A 23891-nucleotide genomic window follows, 5' to 3' on the forward strand; every position below is an offset into this window, starting at 1 on the left:
GATGGTTCGTGCGAAACGAGGCAGGTGGGGCGCGAAGGACTTAGCCGCCGCCCACGGTCTTAGCGATGTCAGTGGCGGAATCGCCAGCGCGACGCAAGACGTAAGCCACAAGACCGAGAGCCAGCAGCGTCAGCAGCAGCATGATCGTCGAGACCGCCGCAATCTCGGGGCGCAAGCCCGTGCGCACGGCACTCAGCACATAAACGGGCCACGGTGTTGAGCCGGAGACCTGCACGAACGCCGAAACGATCGTGTTGTCGAGGCTGAGCGTGAACGAGAGCAGTCCACCCGCGAGAACGGCGGGCATCACCAGCGGAAGAGTGATCTGCGTGAAGCGCTTGAACGGGGGAGCGTAGAGGTCGGCAGCGGCCTCCTCCAAGCTCTCGTCGATGCCCACGAGGCGTGAGCGCACGATGTACGCCACAACCGCGGTCGCGAAGAGCGAGTGACCGACGACGAGGCGAACGAGGCCGTTGTCGAAGATGCTGAGACCCAGGTCTTGGCCCAAGAACACCATCCACGGCAAGAGCGAAACGGCATCCACGATCTCGGGGGTCACCGTGACGAGCACGAGCAGCAGCAAGAACGGCGCTGCCCACTTGCCAGCGCGACGGGCGAGCGCAACGCCTGCCATCGTGCCGAGAGCGGTGGCGATGAGAGCGGCAACGAAACCGGTCTGAATTGACACCATCACGGCATCCGTAATCGCGGGTTTGGTGACGATGGCAGCGAACGAGCCGAGGCCGAATTGATCCCACGCAACGAGCAGTCGTCCCTCGTTGAATGAGTAGATGATGATGACGGCGATCGGCGCAAAGAGGAACGCGAACACGATCACCGCCCACACCTTGAGCGAAAGGTCTGTCAGGGCTAGTCGCTTCATGACTTGTCTCCCAACACGAGTTTCTGATTGGCACGCAACGGCCACGCCGCGAGCCAGGAGATGAGGGCGGCGATTGCCACAGTGGTGAGAATCGTCAGCACGAGAACAACGGCCATCGCCGATCCCAGTGCCCAGTTCTGAGCGGTCTGAAACTGGTTAGCGACCATCTGGCCAGCCATATTTCCCTTGGCGCCACCGAGCACAGTTGCCGTGATGTAGTCGCCCATGAGGGGGATGTACACGAGCAGGATGCCTACGACGATGCCGGGCTTAGCCAGCGGAAGGGTTACGTTGAAGAGAGTCGACCAGCGGCCAGCACCGAGGTCTTTGCTCGCTTCCCGCATCGGCAGCGCGACGCGGTCGAAAGCAACAAACATCGGCAGAATCATGAGCGGCAAGTAGTTGTACACCACACCGATGAGCACAGCCGTGCGGGTGAACAGAATCTCTAGCGGCTCATCGAGCGCACCGATTGATTGCAGGGCCTCAGAGAGAACGCCGCTCGGAGCCAAGATGATCTGCCAACCGATCGTGCGAACCAAAAAGTTCGTCCAGAACGGAATCATGACCATTGCGAGCAGGATGCCGCGGCGAGAAACCGGAGCCTTGAACGCGAGCCAGTACGCGAAGGGGATGGAGATGGCCAGACAGATAAGCGTGCCGACCACTCCCACCCACAGCGTGTTTTGGAACGTGGCAAAGAACGTCGGAGACAGCGCCTCGGCGTAGCGGTCGAAAGACAGTACGTCGTTGGCGTGGGTTCCGAAGATGCCGGGTTTGTAGCCGAAGCTGAACCACACCACGAGCGCGACGGGCGCGACGAAGAAGGCGAACAGCCACGCCCACGCGGGAATCGCGAGGGCGAAGCTCGGCAGCTTCATCCAGCGGGGGCGCCGTCGTGGTGCTTTCGGCGACGACGCCGTCTGGCGTTCGGTGAGAGTGGTCATCCTGGCTTCTCGATTAACGGTGCAGGCTAGGAGCCTGCAGCAACCTTGGTCTTGTCCCAGATCTCAACGATGCGCTGCTGCGCTTCGCTGATGGTCTGCGTGTGCATGGTCTTGATGGTCTCGTCGTCGAAGAACACGAGGTCGAGCATTTCGAGTTCTGCATCGCGAGCGAGGTCTTCAATTCCACTGGTTCCGGTCTGGTAGCCGGTGTAGTCGAGTTGGCGAACAGCAGCTTCGGGCGTGAGTACGTAGTTGATGAAAGCGTGAGCGGCTTCGGGGTTGGTGGCGCCCTCAGCGATAGCCCAGTTGTCCATCCAGAGCTCGGTGTCGGGCGAGCCGAGAACCCACTGCCAGCGCTCGGGCTCGTCGCTCTCCATGATGCCGAGGCGAGCATCGCCGTTCCAGCACTGCATCAAAATCTGCTGAGCCTGCGGGATGGCGGCGCCACCGGGGTAGGAGTCGAAAGCCGAGAGGTGCGGAGCGAGCTGCGTGGTGAGGAACTCTTCGGCAGCAGCGAGGTCAGCCTCGTCGGTGGTGTTCCAGTCGATGCCGTTGGCCCAGTAGTAAATGCCGAGCAGCGGAGCCGGGTCATCGAGAACAGACGTCTTGCCGCTCGCTTCGTTCTGGGCGGCGTCGATGAAGTCTTCCCACGAGGTGAGCTCGCGGGTGATCTTGGTCTTGTCGTAAACGAAACCGGTGGTGCCCCACGCCTTCGAGATGGAGTACTCGTTGTTCGGGTCCCAGTCGCGGCCCAAGAATGCAGGGTCAACATGCTTGATGTTGGGGATGAGGTCAAGGTTCAACGGGCTAAGCAGGCCGTTCTCGATCATCTGAGGAATGAACGGGCCGGTCGGAACCACGATGTCGTAGCCACTCGTGCCGCGAGCAGCAACGAGCTTGGAGATCAGCTCTTCGTTCGAGTTGAACGAGTCAAACGTCACGTTCGGGCCGAGGTCGGCCGTGAACTCGTTGACCAAATCCGGGTCGTCGTAGTCGCCCCAGCTGTAGACGGAAAGGCCGCCCTCGAGCGCACCACCCGTGGCCTGAGGAGCGGAGCCGGTGCCCGACTGAGGCGAGCATGCGGCAAGCAGAGCAGCGCCGGCGGTCGTGCCCGACAACGCCAAGAAGCGGCGGCGGTTGAGCTCAGACTTCATGACCTTTGTCGCGGCGGTCGAAGCGAGAATGCGAACGGGGTTTTCGTGTGACATCAGGTTGCTCCCTTAAAGCGAGATCGAGCTGGTTGGAGGGGCGGGGTTAGAAACGGCGCGGGCAATGTCGGCTTGAGCCTGAGTTGCTTGCTCGCTGGGGAAGAGATGAACCGAGGTGGCATTCCAGGTGCACACCACTGCGTCGCCGACGGCAAGGCGCGGGGCGGTCGGGCGCGGAACACGCGACAGCAGCGTCTGGCCGTCGCCGATCGAGACCAAGAACTGCAGCGTCTCACCCTGGTGAGAAACTCCGAGAACCTCGCCCGCGACCTGGTTCTCTGCAGTGGGGGCGGTGGCTGCGCTGGTGCCAGCGGTCGCGGTGACCGTGACGGCCTCCGGGCGAACAGCGGCTTGAGCATCCACACCAGCTTCGAGATCTGGATGCGGGATCACCGAACGCAGAACGCCGAACGGTGATTCCATCACGTTCAAGTCGCTCGTCATCATGCCCGGCAAGAAGTTCTGCTGGCCAATGAAGCCGGCGACGTAGGCGCTCGCGGGCGAGTCGTAGATCGAGTCAGCGTCATCCAGTTGCTCAATGCGGCCCTTGCGCATGATGGCGATGCGGTCGCTCATCGAGAGCGCCTCACCCTGATCGTGCGTCACGAAGATGAAGGTGATGCCGAGGCGCGACTGCAGAAGCTTGAGCTCGATCTGCATCTCTTCACGAAGCTGGCGGTCAAGCGCACCCAGCGGCTCGTCAAGAAGCAGAACGGCAGGGCGGTTGATGAGGGCCCGGGCGAGCGCGATGCGCTGCTGCTGGCCACCCGACAATTGCGTGGGCTTGCGGTCGGCGAACGTGCGCATCTGCACGAGATCGAGCGATTCGCTAACCCGCTCGCGAATTTCTGACTTAGGTGTGCCCTTTTGGCGAAGGCCGTAGGCCACGTTCTCGGCAACGCTCATGTGCGGGAAGAGAGCGTAGGCCTGGAACACCGTGTTGACGTTGCGTTTGTGGGGAGGAACGCCGACGACATCCTGACCAGAAATGTGGATGCTGCCCGAGGTCGGCTCTTCGAAGCCGGCGAGCATGCGCAGTGTTGTCGTCTTGCCGCAGCCCGAGGGGCCGAGCAGAGAGAGGAACTCTCCGGGGCGTACGTGCAAGCTGATGTTGTCGACAGCGACGGCGCCACCGAACTTCTTGGTCACGCCCTCAATAACAACGGAACCTTCAGGTTCGCTTGTGTTAGCCGCGTCTGCGTTCGCATGGTCCGCGGCTGAGCCAGCGGGCATGGTGTTTTGGGCTGAAACCGTCACGTTCTTGCGCACCTCCGAGTTCGCGAAAACTGATTCGCGAGTGACACGTAGTCAATCGGAAAACAGAGCGAAGTGCAACGGTTTGCATGGTTAAGATCGTGTTACGGAACGGATTTCGTTGTTTTTCGACGATTCCACGGTGCAAATCTAAGAATCCGCAATGAGGTCACACGGGCTGTTCACTCGTAGCGGCGGTGAATGAGGCGAGACAACACAATGGAACTGCGCGTGTTATCGATGTTGGTGGCGGTGCGAAGTCGCTCAAGGGCGACTTCAAGCGAGTGGATGTCGCGCGAACGCATATGAACGACAGCGTCGGCAGACCCACTGACTGTTCCGGCATCCACCACTTCGGGAATGGCGCTCAAGATGCGCTTGAGTTCGTGCGGAGCCACGTTGCCGCGGCAAAAGAGCTCGACATACGCCTCGGTGCCCATGCCGTCGATGGCCGGATCGACCTGCACTGTGAAGCCGCGGATGGTGCCATTGGCGACCAAGCGATCGACGCGCCGTTTAACTGCGGAGGCCGAGAGCCCCACCGCTTCCCCTATATCTCCATAGCCCGCGCGGGCATTGAGGCGGAGCATGTCGATGATTCCTGCGTCCAGCTTGTCCATTTATCCAGCGTACGGCGGATTGTTGTGCGCTGGCTAGGGTATGCGCGTAAATAGTGCGCAGATTGCGGAGACATTGCGGATAGGTGCGTGAAACACTGAGGCTATGACGATCACCGACACCGAATCGACCATGCCTGCACGCCAGGCCACCGCGAAGACCGTGCTGATGTGCCGTCCTGACTTCTTTACGGTCAACTACAGCATCAATCCGTGGATGAACCCCAACGAGCCCACCGACACTAGCCTCGCTGTGAAGCAGTGGCAAACGCTGTACGACACCTACATTGACCTCGGTTTCACCGTCGAGCTCATCGACCCCATCGACGGCCTGCCCGACATGGTTTATGCCGCCAACGGTGGCTTTGTGATTGACGGCAAAGCCTACGGCGCCCTCTTCACCTACGACGAGCGCAAAGCTGAAGGCCCCGCCTACATGGACTGGTTCGGCGCTAACGGCCTCGAGGTCGCTTCTCCCCAGAACGTTAATGAGGGTGAGGGTGACTTTCTCCTTGTGGGCGACAACATCCTTGCAGGCATGGGCTTCCGCACCTCGGTCGAAAGCCACCGCGAGCTAGCAGAACTCTCGGGCCGCAACGTTGTCTCCCTCAACCTCATCAACCCGAGTTTCTACCACGTCGACACGGCCATCGCGAAGCTCGACGAAACCAACATCGCCTACTTGGAGAGCGCCTTCGACGAGCCCTCCCTAGAAAAACTCCGTGCGCTGTATCCCGACGCCATTCTCGCCAGTGAAGAGGATGCGGCAGTGCTCGGACTCAACTCGTACAGCGACGGCTATAACGTCGTTATCGCTGCCCGCGCCAAAGACTTCGAGCGTCAGCTCAAGGAACACGGTTACAACCCCATCGGCGTCGACCTCTCCGAGCTGCTGCTCGGCGGCGGCGGCGTGAAGTGCTGCACCCTGGAACTTCGCCGCTAAGCGCGTTCGCTAGCTTTCTTCGCAGATAACGACGGGGATGTCGCGCGTGGTCTTGGCCTGGTACTCGGCGTAGCGGGAGTTGGCGGCCACAATCTGAGGCCACAGCTCGGCCTTCTCAGCGGGGCTGGCGGTATGAGCATGCACGGGGAAAGTGCGACCCCGCACGGTGAGTTCAGCATCCGGATTCGCCTGCAGGTTGCGGTACCAGAGCGGGTCGCGGTCGTCCCCACCCTTGGAAGCGACGATGACCCAACGCCCGTTGCCGTGCACGGGAGCGGTCAGCATGGTCGACCGGCGGATGCCCGACACCCGGCCCGTGGTGTGAAGCTCGAGTGAGGGCATGCCCCCGAGGGTCCAGCCGAGGCGCCCGCCCGAGCCGGCGAGGATCGTGCGGTGCACGCCGTTCATGAGTTTCATGCCGAGGTCGCTGAGGCGGTTGCTGGTGCTCATCTCTCTATTGTTGCGTGATGCGCTGGAGAAAGAGTCTGCGTAAAGTCAGAAGATGCCTTCGCTACGCTCGCGGGTGGTGGCTCGGGATATCGACGAGCCGCACCGCAAAACGACTCCGCTTGAGCTGCTCTTTGACCTGACCTTCGTGGTCGCGGTCGCCTCGGTAGTGCGACAGCTGACGCACTCCGTCGAAGTGGGGCACGCTTTCGAAGCCATCGGGCCATTTCTCATGGTCTTCTTCTCCATTTGGTGGGCGTGGAACCAGTTCACCTGGCTAGCGTCGGCGTACGACACGGATGACGTTCCCTACCGCCTGTTCACGATGCTGCAGATGGGCGGCATCCTCGTACTCGCCGCGGGAATTCCGATGGCGTTTGACGACGGCAACTTCGCGGCCGTCACCGTCGGCTACTTGATTCTGCGGATCGGGCTAATCGCGACCCTGCTGCGGGCGGTTAAAGATGACCCCGAAACGCGCGCCACCGCGGGGCGCTATGCGCTGGGCATCGGAATCGTGCAGGTTGGATGGCTGTTGCGACTGCTGCTTCCCGCCGAGCTGGCCATGGTGTCGTTCGTGATCATCGTGCTTGCCGAACTGGCCGTGCCGCTCTGGGCCGACCGCGCACAGCGACTGTCGTGGCATCCGCATCACATTGCCGAACGCTATGGAAAGTTCACCATTCTGGTGCTCGCTGAGAGCGTGTTGGCTTCGACAATTGCGGTGCAGGAAGCGCTCGAGGATGGCTTGTCACCGGCGCTCATCGTTGCTTCCGTCGCGGGGCTTGTGCTGCTGTTCGCGCTGTGGTGGCTGTACTTCTCTGAACCGGCTGCCGAAGGGCTCGAGAATAAACGCGAGCGGTACCTGTTCTGGAACTACGGTCACTACTTCTTATTCGCGGCGCTCGCCGCTGTCGGGACCGGCATCGAAGTGTCGGTGCGAGCGGTCACGACAGACCTCGAGTCGAGCGAGCTCGTGGTGGGTTACTCACTGGCACTGCCCGTCGCACTCTTCATTCTGCTGTTGTGGCTGCTGCACGCGCCCATGGTGGAGCGGGTGTCGATTCCGCGATCGGCAACCGTCGTTGCGGTGCTCGTGATGCTGGCGCTGCCGTTCACGGCATCCGTTATCGGCACGATCGGGGTGGCCGTGGCTATCGCGGTGGTCTCGGTAATTCTGCTGGCGGTCGCACTACTAACGGGACGCATGCGCGCAGCAAAACTTGAAGCCAAGCAGGACTAGCAAAGAGAGGGCGGAACACGATGTTTGCTCCGAAAGATGCATTCTCGGGATTCAGCGTCAACGATCTGGAGGCCGCTGCGGCCTTCTACCGTGACAGCCTCGGCCTCGCGGTCGCCGATGGCGGGATGGGCACGCTGCGGCTCACGCTGCCTGGCGGAGCCGAGGTGACCATTTACCCGAAAGAGAACCACGAGCCAGCGAGCTTCACCATCCTGAATTTTGCGGTCGACGATGTCGAAGCTGCCGTCGATGCGCTCAACGAGCGTGGCGTGGTCACCAAGATCTACAGCGACGACGACCTTATGGGCGGCATGGGCACTGACGCGAAGGGCATCATGCGCGGGCACGGGTCTGAGATTGCGTGGTTCAAGGATCCGGCTGGCAACGTGCTCTCGGTTATTAAGGCGTAGCGGGGCGATGGGCGCGGGTGTCGTGCCGCGGCGCGGTAGCGTGAACCCATGACGGTACTCACCCCAGCACTGCTCAACCGCATCCGCTCGCGCGCCGAACGCTACGACCGCGAGAACCTCTTCTTCACCGAAGACCTGCAAGAGTTGCGTGCCGTCGGCTACCTGAAGCCGCGCAGTCTGCGTGAGCTGTCGGATGACCAGCGCCTGCTTGCCGCGTACGCTCCGGCCACGGCGCTCGCCATCAACATGCACCTCGTGTGGATCGGTGTCGCCTGGGCCCTGCGCGAGCGCGGCGACTCGAGCCTCGACTGGTTGTTGGCGGATGCCGAAGCCGGCGAAGTCTTCGCCTTCGGCTTGAGTGAACCCGGCAACGATCTCGTCATGTGGGACTCGCTCACCACCGCCGAAACTGTCGAAGGCGGTTACGCCTTTACGGGCACCAAAATCTTCACCTCGCTGTCTCCCGCGTGGACCCAGTTGGGCCTCTTCGGCAAACACACCGCCGACGATGGCACTGAAACCCTCGTGCACGGTTTCATCTCTCGCGATGAACCCGGCTGGCGTTCGCTCGGCGACTGGGACACCCTCGGCATGCGCGCCACCCAAAGCCACACGACGGTGTTGGATGGCGCCTTCGTTCCCGCGAATCGCGTCGCCCGCGTGCTGCCCGTCGGCCCCAACGCCGATCCGTTCATCTTCGCGGTGTTCGCCAACTTCTTGCCGCTCATCGCCTCCGTCTATGCGGGGCTCGCCGACCGCGCCCTCGAACTCGGCGTCGAAGCACTGCAGCAGCGCAGCTCGGCTATCAGTGGAGAGGCGTACTCCGAGCATCCGGATCTGCGCTGGCGCATGGCGGATGCCGCCCTTGCGCTCGATGCGATCGAACCCCAACTGCACAGTGTCCTCGATGACGTTGATGGACTCGTGGATCATGGGGCTGGCTGGTTCCGCAAGCTGACCGGTGTGAAGCACCGCAGCATCGAAACCGCACGCCACGTTGTCGACCAGGTGATGCGCTCAGCCGGGGGCGGAGCCTTCCGCAGCACGAGCGAACTCGCGCGCCTGCAGCGCGATGTGCTCGCCGGCATCTACCACCCCTCGAACCCGGAATCGGTGTACAAGACGGTCGCGAGCGACCTATTCGCGAGCGACCTATTCGCGAGCGACCTATTCGGGAGCTAGCCGCCGTTGACGGCGATGCTCACCCCGCCCACGAGCGCAAGAACGACTAGGACGCCGCCGAGCGAGATCGCGATCCGCGGTCGCTTGCCCAGCACTAGGTAGTACAGCGCGGTCGCGATCGGGGCGGTCCACGCTCCAGCCGCGATCATGAACATGCCCAGGAAGACGGGAGTGTCTAGGTGGGTTATGAGACCAGCAACAAGAACCGCGAGACCGGGCACGATCCCGAAGAGTGGGCTCAGTGCGATGAATAGCGCGGTGGGGAGTGCGCGAGCGGGCACCCGTGTGCTCAGCCACAACCACAATGGCACACCGAACAGGGTCGCTACCGGGAGGCCCACCGCCGTTGCTCGGGCGAAAGCGTGCAGCAGCTCTGAGCCGGTCGAGCCGTAATAGGGAGTCCCCAGCACTACGAGCGCAGTGCCCAGAGCCAATGCCACCGCAACACAGCTGAGGATGGCGGCGATGTCCTTGATGTTTCGCTGTGGGTGCACTCTCTAAGATTTCTTTGTCCCGCGTCGATGCTGCCAGATAAGCACTAACCCCAAGGCGAACGTAACGAGATGAGCAAGAACCCCCAATGTCGTCAGGCTGTCCGTTAGCACTCGCATGAGAAGAAGGATCAGCGAGCCAGCAGCAACAATCACGCCGCTCCAGAAGAGGGCTGCCGTAGTTCTCGTATTGCTCGTCATCGCATCCCCCGGAAACCATTCTGAAAAACGACGTTGTCTCAATGGTAGCTATCGAAGCCGTTCGCCACGTGCGCGCGCAACCACGCTAGACCCAAGCGACCTGATTGCGCGCCCCGAGCCGCAAGCTCACATCGTCGTCGCGACGCTCATCGTCGTGGTGGCTGACGAGCACCACGATCTTGTCGGCGAGAGCCGTGCGCAGGTCGGTGATGAGCTGCTCGGCGCTCGCGGCATCCAAGTGGGCGGTCGGTTCGTCGAGCAGCACGACATCCGCCCGCGTCAGCAGGGTGCGCGCAACAGCCAGGCGTTGACGCTCACCGCCCGAGAGGCTTTCGCCCGCTGAACCGACACGAGTGTCGAGGCCGCGATCGAGCGAATCGAAGAGCGGACCAAGGCCCACCTGGCGCAGCACTGCAATGAGCTCCTGCTCGGTCGGCTGGTCGTCGTGAGCCCGGCCCAACAACAGGTTCGCGCGGATCGTTGAATCGAAGAGGTGCGACTCCTGCGGGCACCACGTCACCGCCGCGCGCAGTTGCTCGGGCGACAGCTCGCGCGCATCCACACCATTGAGGCTCCACGAGCCAGCGGCCGCCGGAAGATACCCGAGCAGCGCCGCCAACAACGTCGACTTGCCCGCGCCCGAAGGCCCTTCCACGACAAGCCACTCGCCGCGCTCCACGCGAGCGGTCACGCCCGAGAACGCGAGCGTCGGGCTCGAAGGCCAGCGGATGCCGAGCTCCCGCAATTCAAGAACAGTCACGTCACCAAGGGGCTGGTCTGCGTTCGCGGCAACAGCATCAGCACGCTCAACATCCGCGCGCTCAACCCCCGCCGTAACCCCGCGCACCTTTGCCAGCGCGGCGCTGAGCGCCGGCCACTGCTGCACCGAGTCGACGAACGCGATCAGCGAGTCCACGAGGCCGATGGGGATGAGCACGAGCACCGCGACGATACCGATGGGGAGGGTGCCGGCGACGACGGCGGGCGCGGCGACGGGCAGCATCGCGACGGCGGTGACCGAGCAAGCGAGCACGACGACGGCGTTGCCGATTCCGAGGGCGCGGGCGCTGCGGCGGGAGAGTGCTCCGGCTTCGGCGTCGATGTGATCGAGGCGGGCGAGCATCCGCCCACCAACACCGTTGGCGCGCAGGTCAGTTGCGGCTCCGGTCATGGCGGCGAAGGCGCGAACGACGCGCGACTGCACTTCGGCGATGCCGTTGGCGGCCGAGCGGTCCACGATCACGGCAATAATCGGCGCCGCCACAAGCCCAACGGCGAGACCGGCGAGCAACACAGGTACGGCAGGGGCGTGCAGCAAACCCACCGCGATCAGGGCCGCGAGCGAGGTGCCGAGCGCAACAGCGGGAGGCAGCACGACGCGGGGAACGAGATTGCGAACCCGGTCAGACGCCGCAACGAGGTAGTCGAGAGCGACTCCGCCATTGGCGAGAGCGCGCGAGCCCAGAGCGCGTGCGCCGAGACCGTTCCACAGGGCGACCCGCAGCTCGATGACCGAGCCGAGCACAGCGCGGTGGGTGGCGAGGCGTTCGGCGTAGCGCAGTGCCGCGCGACCGATTCCGAAGAACCGCACGCCCACAATGGCGACGAGCAAGAACATGATCGGCGGCTGCTCGCTGGCCCGCACAATCAACCAACCCGAGAGGGCGGTGAGGGAGAGAGCGAAGAGGCTCGCGCCCGTGCCGAGAGCGATCGCTCCGACGAGGGTTCCGAGCGACGGGCGTACAAACTCGAGCAGGCTGGCGAGAGTCGCGCGGGTGGTTCGAGGCGCGTCGAGAGCGTCAGCATCCACGTCGCCGTCAACAGTCAGCGGGTCAACGCGAGCCTCGACAGCGCGGGTCCCGCCCGAAGCGCCCACTGCCACAACCTGATCGGCCAACGCGGCGATTCCCGTTTCGTGCGAAGCAACGAGCACTGTCACGGGACGACCGCGAAGCTCAGCAAGCGCTGCTTCAACCCGGGCAGCGGATGCCGGATCCAAGTGAGCGGTCGGCTCATCGAGCAGCAACAGGGTGGCGCCCGCTTCGACGCGCAGCAGTCCGCGCGCGACGGCGATGCGGCGCAACTCGCCGGGGCTCACCTGACGCGGGTCGGCATCCGTGACACCGGTGAGACCGAGGTCAAGCAGCACCGAACGAATGGCTTTCTCGTCGTTGCTGTACAGGCGAAGCTCGTCGAGCACGCTGTCAGCAACGGTGTGCGGATGCTGCGGAACCCACGCCACGCGGGAAACGTCGATGCCCCACACGCTGCCGCTGCTGGGCTCGCGATTGCCCGCGAGCACTTCGAGAACACTGGATTTTCCGCTACCGCTGGGCCCATCGAGAGCCGTGATGGTGCCGGGGGTGGCACGAAAACTGAGCTTGTCCACTGCGGGCCGCGCACGACCCTCATAAGAGATGCTGAGGTCGACGACCCGGAAGCCGCCGGCACTCTGGCGGTGTTCTCGAGAGCGCGGTGCATCAATGATCGCGCGGGCGCGGCGCAGGGCCGTGAGCCCGTTCTCGGAGGAGTGGAACGCGGAGCCCAGCTCGCGGAAGGGGGCGAAACACTCGGGCGCGAGCACGAGGGCGATGAGGCCGACGGTGAGGGAGAGCTGACCATCCACGAGCCGAACGCCGACGAAAACAGCGACGACTGCAACCGAAATAGTGGCGATAAGTTCTAGAACGAGAGCGGAGAGGAACGCGGTGCGCAGGGTCTCCATAGTCTTGGTGCGGTTCTCGGCAGAGATCGCGCGCAGTGCCTTCGACTGCTCAGCAACACGGCCCAGACCAACCAGCACCGGGAGGCCGCGGGCCAACTCAACGAGGTGGTCGGAGAGGCGTTCGAGGCTCGCGCTCGCTGCCTCGGCACGCTCGCGCGTGTGCCCGCCCACAAGAATCATGAACACCGGCACGAGCGGAACGGTGAGCACAATGATGAGCGCGCTCACCCAGTCGACCGAGAGGATGCGGGCGCCAATCAGAAGCGGAACCGTTGCGGTCGTGACGATCGCCGGCAATACCACGCGGAAGTAGTTGTCGAGCTCGTCGAGCCCCACCGTCGCAATCGCGGTGCTCGCTCCCGAGCGGGCGTCGGAACCGGTGAGTACTCGCTCCGCGAGTTCGTGGCGCAGAGACTCCTTGGCGCCGAGCGCGGCGCGGGTCGCGAAACTCTCTGTAGCCCAGGCGGTAGCCGCGCGGAGAAGGCCGGCTGCAATACCCAGAACGATCGCGAATTGCCAGGCTGCGGCATCCGCTTCAATAACGCCGACGACACCGCGAGCGACAGCCTCGGCCATAAGCACGAGGGCCAACCCCTTGAGGGAAGCCAGCAACCCCAGCCCGAACAGTGTGTGCACACCGCCCGGGCCGAAGCCTGCTGCGAGTCGTTCCTGGAGTTTGGCTCTCATGCCCTCCATCGTGCCCTAGCTAGCTGAAGACGAGGGGGTGCTGGCTGATGAAGCCGGGGCAACCGCGGGCTTCACAATGTGAGCCTTGGGGATGTGCTTGTCGCTCAGACGGTTGCGGAATACCCAGTACGTCCAGCCCTGGTACACGAGCACCAGTGGCAGACCGAAGGCGGTCACGATGCTCATAACGCCGAGCGTATATTCGCCACTCGCCGCGTTGGAGATCGTCAGGTTGAACGCGGGGTCGATCGTCGACGGCAGCACTACGGGGTAGACCGCGGCGAAGATGGATGACGCACCAGCGACCAAGAATGCTGCGATACCCGCAAAGGCCCAGCCTTCACGCCCGGCTCGCGCACTGATCCAGCCGAAGACGACCGCGATCACCGCGACAACAACGAGCGCCCAGGTGATGAGAGTGCCGTTCTGGAACTGAATGATCAGCACCCACGCCACGATCGGTAGCAGAGCAACGGGGCTCCAGCGCACGACGAACTTGCGGGCACGAACGCGCACGTCGCCATCGGTCTTGAGTCCGAGGAAGACGGAGGCGTGCACGAGCGCAAAGCCGACAACCGCGAGTCCGCCGAGTACGGCATAGGGAGTGAACCAAGCGAAGGCACCGCCGACGCGGTCACCGTTGGCATCGATCGGGAGTCCCGTGGTGGTCAGCGCGAGCGCTGCACCGATGCCGAAAGCGGAACCGAGCGAGCCGAGCCCGAGAGCGCGATCCCACCACATGCGCCACTTGTCGGTGGAGCCCTTGCCGCGGTACTCGATGGCAACGGCGCGGAAGATCAGGCTCACGAGCACAATCGTCAGCGGGATGTAGAGCGCCGAGAAGAGCGATGCATACCAAAACGGGAATGCAGCGAACGTCGCGGCACCGGCCGTGATCAGCCAGACCTCGTTACCGTCCCACACCGGGCCGATGGCATTGAGCATGAGGCGACGTTCGCGGTCTTTGCGAGTGCTGAAGAGCAACAGCATTCCGACGCCGAGGTCGAAGCCTTCAAGAAGGAGGTAGCCGATCCACAAAGCGGCGATCGCGATAAACCAGAGTGTTGGAAGATCCATGAGTAGCTGCCCTTCTGCTTAGTAGGCGAACGCGAGAACGTCGTCGCGCTTGTCTGGTTTATTGGGATCGTCAGGGTCGCTGCCGTCGTCTTCCGGATGCCCGAGCTCAGGCATCGCTGAGGCAACGCCACCGCGCACGTACTTGACGAGCAGCTTGATTTCGAAGACGAGAAGGAACGCGTAGACGAGAGCGAGGGAGACGAGGGAGAAGATGATCTCTTCGCCGCTGACACCGGGGGATACCGCCGCCGCCGTGAACATGAAGACCCCGTCAACGCCACTGGGGTTGGGGTTGGGAACAACGACGAATGGTTGGCGACCCATCTCGGTGAAGACCCATCCAGCGATATTGGCGCCGAACGGAGCCGCGATACTGAGCAGAGCCGTACCCATGAGGAACTTGGACTTCGGAACCGTGCCCTTGCGGACCATCCACAGGGTGAGGGCGGCGAAGGCGGCAGCGAGCATTCCGAAGCCGATCATCAGGCGGAAGCCCCAGTAGGTGACCTCCATAAGCGGCAGATAATCGATCTCCTGGCCGGCGCGCTCGCCGTACAGCGGGTCATCGGGAAGGTTGGTGCCGTACAGCTCCTGATACTGAGGGATGAGGGTGTTCACGCCCTGAATTTCAGTATCGAAATCGCCATGAGCGAGGAAGGAGAGCAAGCCGGGGATCTCGATAAGTCCCACGACATCTTCACAGTCTTGGCCTCCGAGGGGGCCAATCGAGAGCACCGAGAAGCTCGTGCCGTCGTAGCACGCAGCCTCTGCCGCTGCCATCTTCAAAGGCTGTTGCTCGAACATGAGCTTGGCCTGGAGGTCGCCCGTGATCGCTACTCCACCGAAACCGACGATAGCGATTACAGCACCAACGCGGATGCTCGTGATCCAGACCGAGTGGTCCTTGCGGTCGCGGCCAGGGATGCTGGCATTCTCGCCGACGACGACACGGCCCGTGGTGTCCACGGTGTCGATTCCATCGTGACGGCGCTGCCAGAGTTGGTACCAGGAGATGCCGACGACGAAGCCGGCGCCGACAGCGATGGCTCCCATGATCGTGTGGGAGTAAGCGGAGAGGGCGGTGTTGTTGGTGAGCACAGCCCACACGTCAGTCATGACGGGGCGACCGTCGATGAGTTCAACACCGACGGGGTGCTGCATCCACGAGTTGGCAACGATGATGAAGAAGGCGGAGACGACAGAACCGGCGACGGCGATCCACAGGGTGGCGAGGTGGAGCTTCTTGCCGAGGCGATCCCACCCGAAGATCCAGAGGCCGAGGAAGACGGATTCGAAAAAGAAGGCGAGGAGGCCTTCCATGGCGAGTGGGGCGCCGAAGACATCGCCGACGTAGCGGGAGTACTCGCTCCAGGCCATGCCGAACTGGAACTCCTGCACGAGGCCCGTGGCCACACCCATGATGAAGTTGATGAGGTACAACTTGCCCCAGAACTTGGTCATGCGCAGCCACTTCTCGTCGCCGGTGCGCACCCACTGGGTTTGCATGAGCGCGACGACAGGGCCGAGGCCCAACGTGAGCGGAACCATGATGAAGTGGTAGACGGTGGTGATGCCAAATTGCCATCTGGCGATTTCTAGGGGGTCCACTCCTGGCCTTTCCGTGGCGGGTGACGCTGTAGTTCTACGTTCTGTAGAACCGCTGTGTATACATTTCTACACCCTCGTAGAAACTATTTCTACTTAGGGTAGAATTAGTTCCATGAACTCCCTCGGTGAACTCGAACGCAGCGTCATGGACCTGCTGTGGGCGAGCGCCGAAAGCAAGTCGGCATACGATCTTCAGGCGCAACTGGCCGGCACCGACGGTACGGGACGCGAGCTGGCAGCGACCACGATTTTGACCGTGCTCTCACGACTTGAAAAGAAAAACTTCGTCGTCCGCGAACGCGATTCGCGGCCGCACCGTTACCGCGCTGCAGCCCGTCGCGAAGTGCATATGGCCGACCTCATGCACGAAGTGCTTGGTGGGGCAAACGACCGCACCGCTGTGCTTGAACGCTTCGTCGGGCAAGTCTCCAAGGAAGAAGCTGAAACTCTCCGCCGCATTCTCGCCGGACGCTAGCCGTGGTCGTCGCCGCGATAACTCTCGGGGTCATCGCCATCCTCTTGGCGTGGCCGGTGCCCGCCGTCCTTCCGGGAGCACGATGGGCCTACCGTCGACCCGCACTCGGGCTGCTGGTGTGGCAACTCGTCGCCCTCATCGGTGGCGTCAGCATGATTGGTTCTCTCGTGCTGTTGGGCGCCGCGACCTTCGCGACCGACCTCCCGGATGCCGCAACCGGCATGTGGCGCTTCGTCACCCATAACGAACTTCCCGACGGCTCCTCGGTGTGGTCGTTGCTCGCCCTCTCTGGGGCGCTCTTCCTCACCGCACATCTATTGCTCAACCTGCTCGTCACTGTCGTCTACGCCGAACGAGAGCGCTCTCGCCACTCGCAACTCATCACGCTTTTGAGCGAGCCGATGACTGACCGCCCCGGCACGCGCCTTATCGACACCCCGGCACCGGTCGCGTATTGCCTTCCGGGGGCGCTCACCTCCATCACCGTCTTGAGCGCCGGTCTGCTGCAGTTGCTCGACGAAGAAGAACTCCAGGCGGTGATCGAACACGAACGCGCTCATGTGCGCTTGCGCCACGACATCGTGCTGATCTTCTTCACCGCGTGGAAGCTGTCGTTGCCGTGGCTTCCCACGGCGCGAAACGCGTCTCGCGAAGTCGCGCTCCTGCTGGAGATGCACGCGGATGACAACGCTCTGAAAGATGTCAGCCGCGGCAGTCTTGCCCGCGCCATCACGGTGGTGGCTGAGGGCGGAGCCCTCCCGCAGCGCAGCGAGCTTTCCGCCGCTATGCCCGAATCGACGCCTCAAGAACTGCGCGCTCGGCTGCTGCGGCTCGCCTAGAGCCCGACGCGGGCAGCGACGTGCAGTGTGGCCCCGAGCGGGTTGTGATTAGTTTTCATGCACCGCCGCTGTGCTTATTTAAGGCGAACTAGTCCGCCTTAATGACGACTAGTCTGGCCCCCATTTGGGGTCTAGCGTTCAAGTAGAGAGAAAGTCTCAGGCTTTTTCTCACGCTACACAGTCGCACTAACCGGCAGAACTGAAAGCACGGGGGCAATCATGAACAGGAAAATATTCGGGTGGGTAGTCGTTCTTCTGGCGAGCCTTACCGCCGCCGCGGCGGCCACCGTCTGGCTGATCGCGGCAGGCGCCGGCCTTGACTTAGCCGCGGGTATCCCGCCGCTTCCCGCCGTGGTCTTGGGTATTTCGGCTGTGATGGCGATCGTTGCGAGCTTCGCGCTCATTCGGGCCGAGCTGCCACCGCACCGCTCCCACATGCGCGCGACGTACATCTCGCATCGCACCGGAGCGGCTTAAGCTCGACCGCCTGTCAGCACGCCCACGGCGAGCCCCGTGAGCGGTCGTTTAGTTGGTCACCTTCGGCCCGCGCGGGAACGCGAGCGGCAGCGTGAGCAATGAGATGGCGGCGGCAACCAACACGGCGGGCGGGAACGAGAACGCGGTGGCGAGGGTTCCAATGAGAACTGAGCCGAGGGCGGTACCGAGGTCGAAGCCGATGTTCCAGGCGGCGCTGGCGGTGCCGTACTGCTTGCGTTGCACCGCGGCCAGAGAGATGACGAGCGTCAGGTTTTGTAGGCCACCGTACGCGATGCCGAGCAGCGTCATGCCGATGAGGAAGAGAAGGATGCCGGTGGCGTCGGGGTCTTGAACGGCGGCGGCGATCGCCAACAGACCAACTACCGAGATCAGGACGAGGGGCCAGAGGAACCGTTCGGCACCGAAGCGGTCGGAGATTCCGCCAATCGCCCAGCGAACGACGGCGGCGCTCAGGGTGAGCAGCGCGAGGGCTCCCGCCGTAGCGCCGGGCGAGGAGCTCATTTGCGGGGCGAAGGTAAGCAGTGCGCCACCGGCGAGGGTGACGCCGCTGAGCAGCATCATCGGGCGCAGGAGGCTGATCGCAAGCGAGCGGCGTTCTGACTTTCCGCCATCGACGGAGATGATCGGTGTCGCGTCGGTGGAGGGGAGAAGGTCGCGAGCAGCGGCCTGCTCGCGAAGCACACGCGCGAGGCGTGGGGCAGAACTTATGCCGAGCAGGGGAAGGGCGCCAATCACGAAGACCGCCCAGAACCCGACGGTGTCGGCGAGAAACGATGAGGTTGGCACGAGAATGATCTGCGGAACAGCGATCGCAGCGCCGTAAATTCCGACGGCGGCACCATGTTGGGTGCGGTCGACGAGGTTTGCCACCACCGTGGAACCGGTGACGGTCAGGATGCCGAAGCCGATTCCGCGCACGGCCGAGATCGCGAGAATCCACGCGAGTTGATCTGAGATGAAGAGCAAGAGCGCGGGGGCGCCGAGAAGGGCAAGCCCGACCGCCAGCACGCGGCCGGTACCGAAATGGTCGAGCAGGCGCGGCACAAACGGTTGCGTCATGACCGTCACGATCAACAGGAGACCGTTGACCAGCCCGGAACCTGCCTCCGTGGCGCCACCCTGAACGGCCCACAAAGGAACGACGGGAATCAGCGCAACAAAGCCTCCGAAACCTGCGGCCGTGAGCACCAACAGAGCTGGTATTCCGGGTGCCCGCCAGACGGGAGGAGGGGCATCGACAGAGTTCTGAGTCACGATGCTTAACCCTATGCCCCACCGGGTCTCAACCGACCGAGGTCGACGCCGAAACCCGGCGGGGGTAGAGAACTCGCGCGGCAGCCCACCACAACCTGCGGCACGAGTGGCCTTACTTCTTTGCGGAAGCCTTCGTTGTGGCTGGCTTCTTCGCTGCGGTCGACTTTTTCGGTGCAGCCTTAGCTGTCGCTGCCTTGGCAGGTGCAGCCTTCGCCGCGGCCGGAGCGGACGCGGCAGTCTTGCGAGGCGCAGCACGCTTAGCGGGAACCGCAGCGGCGGCGCTTGGCGCGACGGCTCGGGGTGCCAAGCGCTGCAGTTGAGTGACGTGCTTGGGCTCGAGTTCTTCGATGCTCGTGACTTCGAGCAGCTTCATGGTGCGCACGATCTGGTCCGAAAGGATCTCAATGGTGCGGTCGACGCCCTCGCGACCTCCGGCCATGAGGCCATAGAGGTAGGCACGGCCGATGAGCGTGAACTTGGCACCGAGCGCCATCGAGGCTACGACATCCGCACCGTTCATGATGCCGGTGTCGACCATTACCTCAACGTCGTTACCGACCTCGCGGGCGACCTCGGGCAGCAGGTGGAAGGGGATGGGCGCGCGGTCGAGCTGGCGGCCACCGTGGTTCGAGAGCAGGATGCCGTCGACGCCGAGGTCGGCAAGGCGCTTCGAGTCTTCAAGGTTCTGTACTCCCTTGATCACGATCTTGCCCGGCCACATGGCACGGATAATCTCGAGGTCTTCGTAGTTGATCGACGGGTCCATGGCGGAGTCGAGCAGTTCGCCAACAGTGCCGCCGGTGGTCGCGAGGGATGCGAACTCAAGCGGGGGAGTCGTGAGGAAGTCGAACCACCACCACGGGCGCGGGATGGCATTGAGGATCGTGCCCGCGGTTAGCTGGGGCGGAATCGAGAAGCCGTTGCGCTTATCCCGCAGGCGCGCTCCGGCGACCGGGGTATCGACGGTGAACATGAGGGTGTCGTAGCCGGCGGCGGCGGCGCGCTCGACGAGGCCGTATGAGATCTCGCGCTCGCGCATCACATACAGCTGGAACCAGTTGCGACCGTTCGGGTTTTCGGCCTTCACATCTTCGATGGATGTCGTGCCCAGCGTCGACAGCGTGAACGGAATGCCTGCTGCCGCTGCTGCGCCCGCGCCGGCAATTTCGCCCTCAGTCTGCATGAGGCGAGTGAACCCCGTGGGGGCGATACCGAAGGGCATCGCGGAGGTGCCGCCGAGAACCTGGGTGGTGGTGGACACGTTGGAGGCATCACGAAGGATCGAGGGGTGAAACTCGATGTCTTCGAAGGCCTGGCGCGCCCGGCTCAGCGAGATTTCGCCTTCGGCCGAGCCATCCGTGTAGTCGTAGGCAGCTTTGGGGGTGCGGCGCTTCGCGATGTCTTTGAGGTCGTAGATCGTGAGGGCGCTGTCGAGGCGGCGCTTCTTGCCGTTGAGCTCAGGAGCCTTGAACTTCATTAGCTTCGCGAGCTCTACGGGGTTCGGAAATTGACGCTTAACCATGAGGTGCCTTAGTTGTTGGTGTCGAGGTTGGTGTCGGTGTCGAGGTGGGTGAGGAGGCGATCGCGCGCCCCCAGAATGTGGTCGCGGGTGAGGCGCTCTGCCGTCGCAGCATCCCCGGCTGTGATGGCATCGAGGATGCCCTGGTGTTGTTCGGCCACCTCGTGAGCGGTGATGAGCTGGGCAGATTGAACCTGCCCAATGCACAGCTCGACTTCACCCATGAGCAGTTCGTGCAGGCGAGTGAGGCGTGAGCTGGGCTGACCGGCGACGAGCGCGCGGTGAAACTGGATGTCGTGGTGCGCGAAATCTTCGGTGGCAGTGAGCGCCCGATGGGCCGCCAGCGCTTCGGCCGGAATCGCGCCGGCCTCGGCTAGCGCCACCATCGCGGCCGTCTCAACGACAGCACGAGTATCAAAGAGGTCGAGCACGTCGTCGTAGCTGAGTTCGGGCACGCGCGCGGCGCGGTGGGCTTCGCGGCGCAGGATGCCGTCGGCAACGAGACGATCAATCGCAATGCGGGCGGTCGGGCGGGCGACACCGAACCGGAGGGCGACGGCGGACTCGGTGATGGCAGAGCCGGGGGCGTCGCGCTGGGCGATGATGTCGGCACGAAGTTTTTGGGCAACGGTGTCGGGAAGCACTGCGGCGTTCTCGATCATGGTTGCTCCTTCGGCGCTGACGGGGATTGTCAGACAATCTAACAGAATGTAAGACAAAGTGAAATAGGCCCCTGCTACATTGGCGACGTATGTTTTCGTGCGCAACAAAGGAGCTGGCATGACAAAGCAAGTGGCATGGGGAATTCTGGGCACCGGGTGGATCGCTACCCTTCAAACCAGTGACCTGAACGAGCACGGCCACAAGGTCGTCGCGGTCGGATCACGCACTCAAGAGTCGGCCGACAAGTTCGCTGCCGAATACGGCATCCCGACCGCTCATGGCAGCTACGAAGACCTCGTTGCTGACCCCAACGTCGACGCCATCTATGTCGCGACGCCGCACCCCTTCCACGAAGAGCACGCCCTGCTCGCGCTCAATGCCGGCAAGCATGTGCTCGTCGAGAAGGTCTTCACGATGAACGCGGCCCAGGCCGAGAATGTCGTGGCGCGAGCATCCGAACAGGGACTCGTCGTTCTTGAAGCCATGTGGACGCGCTACCTGCCGCACATGGTGCGCATCCGTGAGCTCATCGCCGAAGGCGCGCTCGGAACGATCCGCAGCGTGATCGCAGACCACAACCAGAACCTGCCCAGCGATCCGCTGCACCGCATCAACAACCCGCTGCTGGGTGGCGGCGCACTTCTCGACCTCGGTATTTACCCGGTGTCATTCGCGTACGACATTCTGGGGGCGCCGTCGAGCATCGTGGCCGTGGCCACCAAGACGGGTACGGATGTCGACCGCCAGACCTCGATGATCTTCAGCTACGGCACCGAAGCTCAAGCAGTGCTGCAGACGACGCTCGACCTCGCCGGCCCCACGCGCGCCGTGATTGTCGGCACGGAAGGCCGCATCGAAATCGATGAGACCTTCTACGCCCCCACGACGTTCACGCGCTTCGACGGCGAGGGCAACCTTGTCGAAGAGTTTGACGGCAGCACCACCGGTCGCGGCATGCAATTCCAAGCCGCCGAACTTGAGCGCCTCGTCGCTGCGGGCGAACTGACCAACGAGATCCTCTCGCCGAGCGAGAGCATCGAGATCATGCACACGCTCGATGAGATTCGTCGCCAAATCGGGCTCACGTACCCGATGCTCGACGAGGGCTAACACGCGCTAACCCGGATCGCGACAGCGAACGTCCGTTAAACAACGCAGCGCCGGCCACCGAGAAATCGGAGGCCGGCGCTATCGCTTTAAGCACAAGCGAGTGCCCGGTGCACGCCGCGGGTAACTGCGGCGAGCACTCAGCACCGGCGGTCTAACGCGAACGCGGCAAGTAACGCTTCGGCGAGAACGCGGCAGCCACCAGGCTGCGCAACGCCTCCAGCGAGCCCTCGACAAACCCCTGGGCGCGGGCCTGAACGAGCACGTTGCCAATAGCCGTGGCCTCCACGGGGCCGGCGAGCACGGGCATTCCGCTGCGGTCCGAGATCAGTTGGCAGAGCAACTCGTTCTGCGAGCCACCGCCGACGATATGGATGACCGACACCGACTTTCCGGAGAGTTCTGAAGCCGTGCGTACGGCATCCACGAAAGCAACGCTGAGGCTCTCAATGATGCTGCGCACAAACTCCACGCGCGACTGCGGAACAGCCACATCGTGCTCTGTGCACCAGGCGGCGATGCGCGCGGGCATGCCATCGGGAGCAAGGAAGCGCGGGTCGTTCGCGTCGAAGATCGGCACCGGTGTCGTGAGAGCGGATGCCGCCGCCAGCAGTTCGAGAAGGTCGACGCTGGCGTCATCCTTCTGCCAGTCGCGCACGCACTCGCTCAGCAGCCACAGGCCCATGACGTTGTGCAGGTAGCGCACCCGCCCGTCGACACCGCCCTCGTTGGTGAAGTTCGCGGCGCGGCTAGCTTCGGTGAGCACGGGGTAATTCAGCTCAACGCCGACGAGACCCCACGTGCCACACGAGATGTACGCGAAATCGTCGTTCGTGGCCGGAACAGCCATGACAGCGGATGCCGTGTCATGCGATCCGACAGCGACCACGTCGGCACGGATGCCGAGCTCGTCGCGCACCGGCCCCAGCGTCGTGCCGGGAGTAACTAGCTCAGGGAAGAGGCTGCGGGAGAACCCGAGCTTTTCGATGAGCGCGTCATCCCATTGGCCGGTCGCCAGATTCAGCAACCCGGTCGTGGAGGCGTTGGTCTGCTCGGCAACCTGACGGCCCGTCAACCAGTAGTTGATGAGATCAGGCACGAGCAAGAAACCATCGGCATCGGCAAGGTTCTGCTCGGCCGCGAACTGGTACAGCGTATTAAAAGGGAGGAACTGCAGACCGTTGGAGGCGTAGAGCTCAGCGTGATCAGCAATCGCGTGCACGCGCTCCACGCCCGCGGCCGTGCGGTCATCGCGGTAATGGAACGGGGGAGCAATCATCTCCCCGCCCGCCATCAACGCATAGTCGACCGCCCACGAGTCCACACCGATGCTCGACAGCTGCGGTTCTTCGCGAACAGCAGCGGCCAAACCGGCGAGCACACTCGAGTAAAGCGCATCAATGTCCCAGTGCAAACCGTCTTCACGGCGCACCGGACCATTGGGAAAGCGCGCTACCGGGCGAACGCTGAGCTCGTTGTGACCCACGAGGCCGAGCATGACTCGGCCACTGGTCGCACCGAGATCAACCGCGGCGACAGCTCTAGGAAACATACGAGTACCGCCTTGGTCGCAGGCTCCCTCGGAGCTGGCGGCGCGCAATCGCTGGCGCGAT

The 23891-nt window shown here is 63.3% G+C and carries 22 protein-coding genes; 8 read left to right on the forward strand and 14 right to left on the reverse strand.

What is annotated here, in order from left to right; translation table 11 throughout:
* Positions 1–40: 40 nt before the first annotated feature.
* The 5 genes from ACWTV3_RS08930 to ACWTV3_RS08950 all read right to left on the reverse strand — a co-directional run bounded on the left by ACWTV3_RS08930 (position 41) and on the right by ACWTV3_RS08950 (position 4912).
* Complete coding sequence (locus tag ACWTV3_RS08930) at positions 41–883, reverse strand: ABC transporter permease (protein ID WP_498477834.1); 843 nt, start codon at positions 881–883, stop codon at positions 41–43.
* Positions 880–1830 carry an ABC transporter permease gene (locus ACWTV3_RS08935; protein ID WP_341618431.1) on the reverse strand — a complete coding sequence of 317 codons (951 nt, stop codon included), beginning with the start codon at positions 1828–1830 and terminating at the stop codon, positions 880–882. The genes ACWTV3_RS08930 and ACWTV3_RS08935 overlap by 4 nt, the downstream gene beginning before the upstream one ends.
* Positions 1831–1856: 26 nt before the next feature.
* Positions 1857–3038 (reverse strand): polyamine ABC transporter substrate-binding protein, encoded by a 1182-nt coding sequence (locus tag ACWTV3_RS08940; RefSeq protein WP_498477835.1) that lies wholly within the window; start codon positions 3036–3038, stop codon positions 1857–1859.
* A gap of 12 nt (positions 3039–3050) precedes the next feature.
* Positions 3051–4271, reverse strand: a complete 1221-nt coding sequence (locus ACWTV3_RS08945; protein ID WP_498477958.1) for an ABC transporter ATP-binding protein — start codon at positions 4269–4271, stop codon at positions 3051–3053.
* 203 nt (positions 4272–4474) lie between these two features.
* Positions 4475–4912, reverse strand: coding sequence for an Lrp/AsnC family transcriptional regulator (locus ACWTV3_RS08950; protein WP_100387666.1), 438 nt, complete (start codon positions 4910–4912; stop codon positions 4475–4477).
* Positions 4913–5015: 103 nt separating this feature from the next.
* Between ACWTV3_RS08950 and ddaH the strand changes: the two genes are divergently transcribed.
* The gene (gene ddaH, locus ACWTV3_RS08955; protein ID WP_498477836.1) at positions 5016–5852 is read left to right on the forward strand and encodes a dimethylargininase; all 837 of its coding nucleotides are present in this window, start codon (positions 5016–5018) and stop codon (positions 5850–5852) included.
* A 9-nt stretch (positions 5853–5861) separates the two neighbouring features.
* Here the strand turns inward: ddaH and ACWTV3_RS08960 are convergent, their stop codons facing one another.
* On the reverse strand, positions 5862–6302 hold the full coding sequence (locus tag ACWTV3_RS08960) for a nitroreductase family deazaflavin-dependent oxidoreductase (protein WP_498477837.1): 441 nt from the start codon (positions 6300–6302) through the stop codon (positions 5862–5864).
* A 52-nt stretch (positions 6303–6354) separates the two neighbouring features.
* On the opposite strand from ACWTV3_RS08960, the gene ACWTV3_RS08965 reads away from it, so the two are divergent.
* The 3 genes from ACWTV3_RS08965 to ACWTV3_RS08975 are packed head-to-tail and all read left to right on the forward strand — an operon-like array spanning position 6355 to position 9134.
* Positions 6355–7542, forward strand: coding sequence for a low temperature requirement protein A (locus tag ACWTV3_RS08965; RefSeq protein ID WP_498477838.1), 1188 nt, complete (start codon positions 6355–6357; stop codon positions 7540–7542).
* Positions 7543–7562: 20 nt separating this feature from the next.
* Positions 7563–7952, forward strand: a complete 390-nt coding sequence (locus ACWTV3_RS08970) for a VOC family protein (RefSeq protein WP_498477839.1) — start codon at positions 7563–7565, stop codon at positions 7950–7952.
* A gap of 48 nt (positions 7953–8000) precedes the next feature.
* Positions 8001–9134, forward strand: coding sequence for an acyl-CoA dehydrogenase family protein (locus tag ACWTV3_RS08975; protein WP_498477840.1), 1134 nt, complete (start codon positions 8001–8003; stop codon positions 9132–9134).
* On the opposite strand, the gene ACWTV3_RS08980 is transcribed toward ACWTV3_RS08975, so the two are convergent.
* The 4 genes from ACWTV3_RS08980 to ACWTV3_RS08995 all read right to left on the reverse strand — a co-directional run bounded on the left by ACWTV3_RS08980 (position 9131) and on the right by ACWTV3_RS08995 (position 15923).
* Positions 9131–9628, reverse strand: a complete 498-nt coding sequence (locus ACWTV3_RS08980) for a hypothetical protein (RefSeq protein WP_498477841.1) — start codon at positions 9626–9628, stop codon at positions 9131–9133. The genes ACWTV3_RS08975 and ACWTV3_RS08980 overlap by 4 nt on opposite strands.
* 283 nt (positions 9629–9911) lie before the next feature.
* Positions 9912–13238 (reverse strand): thiol reductant ABC exporter subunit CydD, encoded by a 3327-nt coding sequence (gene cydD / locus ACWTV3_RS08985; RefSeq protein WP_498477842.1) that lies wholly within the window; start codon positions 13236–13238, stop codon positions 9912–9914.
* 15 nt (positions 13239–13253) lie between these two features.
* Positions 13254–14315, reverse strand: a complete 1062-nt coding sequence (gene cydB / locus ACWTV3_RS08990; protein WP_498477843.1) for a cytochrome d ubiquinol oxidase subunit II — start codon at positions 14313–14315, stop codon at positions 13254–13256.
* A gap of 18 nt (positions 14316–14333) precedes the next feature.
* Positions 14334–15923 carry a cytochrome ubiquinol oxidase subunit I gene (locus tag ACWTV3_RS08995; protein ID WP_498477844.1) on the reverse strand — a complete coding sequence of 530 codons (1590 nt, stop codon included), beginning with the start codon at positions 15921–15923 and terminating at the stop codon, positions 14334–14336.
* A gap of 112 nt (positions 15924–16035) precedes the next feature.
* Between ACWTV3_RS08995 and ACWTV3_RS09000 the strand changes: the two genes are divergently transcribed.
* The 3 genes from ACWTV3_RS09000 to ACWTV3_RS09010 all read left to right on the forward strand — a co-directional run bounded on the left by ACWTV3_RS09000 (position 16036) and on the right by ACWTV3_RS09010 (position 17714).
* Positions 16036–16398, forward strand: coding sequence for a BlaI/MecI/CopY family transcriptional regulator (locus ACWTV3_RS09000; RefSeq protein WP_498477845.1), 363 nt, complete (start codon positions 16036–16038; stop codon positions 16396–16398).
* A 2-nt stretch (positions 16399–16400) separates the two neighbouring features.
* On the forward strand, positions 16401–17237 hold the full coding sequence (locus tag ACWTV3_RS09005) for a M56 family metallopeptidase (RefSeq protein WP_498477846.1): 837 nt from the start codon (positions 16401–16403) through the stop codon (positions 17235–17237).
* A 219-nt stretch (positions 17238–17456) separates the two neighbouring features.
* Positions 17457–17714 (forward strand): hypothetical protein, encoded by a 258-nt coding sequence (locus ACWTV3_RS09010; protein ID WP_498477847.1) that lies wholly within the window; start codon positions 17457–17459, stop codon positions 17712–17714.
* 48 nt (positions 17715–17762) lie between these two features.
* On the opposite strand, the gene ACWTV3_RS09015 is transcribed toward ACWTV3_RS09010, so the two are convergent.
* The 3 genes from ACWTV3_RS09015 to ACWTV3_RS09025 form a co-directional block, all read right to left on the reverse strand.
* Positions 17763–18989 (reverse strand): MFS transporter, encoded by a 1227-nt coding sequence (locus tag ACWTV3_RS09015; RefSeq protein WP_498477848.1) that lies wholly within the window; start codon positions 18987–18989, stop codon positions 17763–17765.
* A gap of 112 nt (positions 18990–19101) precedes the next feature.
* Entirely contained in the window at positions 19102–20511 is a 1410-nt protein-coding gene (locus ACWTV3_RS09020) for an alpha-hydroxy acid oxidase (RefSeq protein WP_498477849.1), read from the reverse strand.
* An 8-nt stretch (positions 20512–20519) separates the two neighbouring features.
* Positions 20520–21170, reverse strand: coding sequence for a GntR family transcriptional regulator (locus ACWTV3_RS09025; protein WP_498477850.1), 651 nt, complete (start codon positions 21168–21170; stop codon positions 20520–20522).
* A 118-nt stretch (positions 21171–21288) separates the two neighbouring features.
* Here ACWTV3_RS09025 and ACWTV3_RS09030 point away from each other — a divergent pair, with 118 nt between their 5' ends.
* A complete protein-coding gene (locus ACWTV3_RS09030; protein ID WP_498477851.1) occupies positions 21289–22281 on the forward strand; it encodes a Gfo/Idh/MocA family protein in 993 nt (330 codons plus the stop codon).
* A gap of 151 nt (positions 22282–22432) precedes the next feature.
* On the opposite strand, the gene ACWTV3_RS09035 is transcribed toward ACWTV3_RS09030, so the two are convergent.
* On the reverse strand, positions 22433–23830 hold the full coding sequence (locus ACWTV3_RS09035; protein WP_498477852.1) for a rhamnulokinase: 1398 nt from the start codon (positions 23828–23830) through the stop codon (positions 22433–22435).
* Positions 23831–23891 lie beyond the last annotated feature (61 nt).

This window comes from Salinibacterium sp. AL4.1 (genome assembly GCF_059767305.1).

Coding starts and splice junctions, on each gene's coding strand:
- ACWTV3_RS09035 (WP_498477852.1), bottom strand. CDS start 23,830: ATGTTTCCTAGAGCTGTCGCCGCGGTTGATCTCGGTGCGACCAGTGGC.
- ACWTV3_RS08930 (WP_498477834.1), bottom strand. CDS start 883: ATGAAGCGACTAGCCCTGACAGACCTTTCGCTCAAGGTGTGGGCGGTG.
- ACWTV3_RS08970 (WP_498477839.1), top strand. CDS start 7,563: ATGTTTGCTCCGAAAGATGCATTCTCGGGATTCAGCGTCAACGATCTG.
- ACWTV3_RS09020 (WP_498477849.1), bottom strand. CDS start 20,511: ATGGTTAAGCGTCAATTTCCGAACCCCGTAGAGCTCGCGAAGCTAATG.
- ACWTV3_RS08960 (WP_498477837.1), bottom strand. CDS start 6,302: ATGAGCACCAGCAACCGCCTCAGCGACCTCGGCATGAAACTCATGAAC.
- ACWTV3_RS08940 (WP_498477835.1), bottom strand. CDS start 3,038: ATGTCACACGAAAACCCCGTTCGCATTCTCGCTTCGACCGCCGCGACA.
- cydD (WP_498477842.1), bottom strand. CDS start 13,238: ATGAGAGCCAAACTCCAGGAACGACTCGCAGCAGGCTTCGGCCCGGGC.
- ddaH (WP_498477836.1), top strand. CDS start 5,016: ATGACGATCACCGACACCGAATCGACCATGCCTGCACGCCAGGCCACC.
- ACWTV3_RS08965 (WP_498477838.1), top strand. CDS start 6,355: ATGCCTTCGCTACGCTCGCGGGTGGTGGCTCGGGATATCGACGAGCCG.
- ACWTV3_RS08935 (WP_341618431.1), bottom strand. CDS start 1,830: ATGACCACTCTCACCGAACGCCAGACGGCGTCGTCGCCGAAAGCACCA.
- ACWTV3_RS09025 (WP_498477850.1), bottom strand. CDS start 21,170: ATGATCGAGAACGCCGCAGTGCTTCCCGACACCGTTGCCCAAAAACTT.
- ACWTV3_RS08975 (WP_498477840.1), top strand. CDS start 8,001: ATGACGGTACTCACCCCAGCACTGCTCAACCGCATCCGCTCGCGCGCC.
- cydB (WP_498477843.1), bottom strand. CDS start 14,315: ATGGATCTTCCAACACTCTGGTTTATCGCGATCGCCGCTTTGTGGATC.
- ACWTV3_RS09030 (WP_498477851.1), top strand. CDS start 21,289: ATGACAAAGCAAGTGGCATGGGGAATTCTGGGCACCGGGTGGATCGCT.
- ACWTV3_RS08945 (WP_498477958.1), bottom strand. CDS start 4,271: ATGCCCGCTGGCTCAGCCGCGGACCATGCGAACGCAGACGCGGCTAAC.
- ACWTV3_RS08950 (WP_100387666.1), bottom strand. CDS start 4,912: ATGGACAAGCTGGACGCAGGAATCATCGACATGCTCCGCCTCAATGCC.
- ACWTV3_RS09000 (WP_498477845.1), top strand. CDS start 16,036: ATGAACTCCCTCGGTGAACTCGAACGCAGCGTCATGGACCTGCTGTGG.
- ACWTV3_RS09010 (WP_498477847.1), top strand. CDS start 17,457: ATGAACAGGAAAATATTCGGGTGGGTAGTCGTTCTTCTGGCGAGCCTT.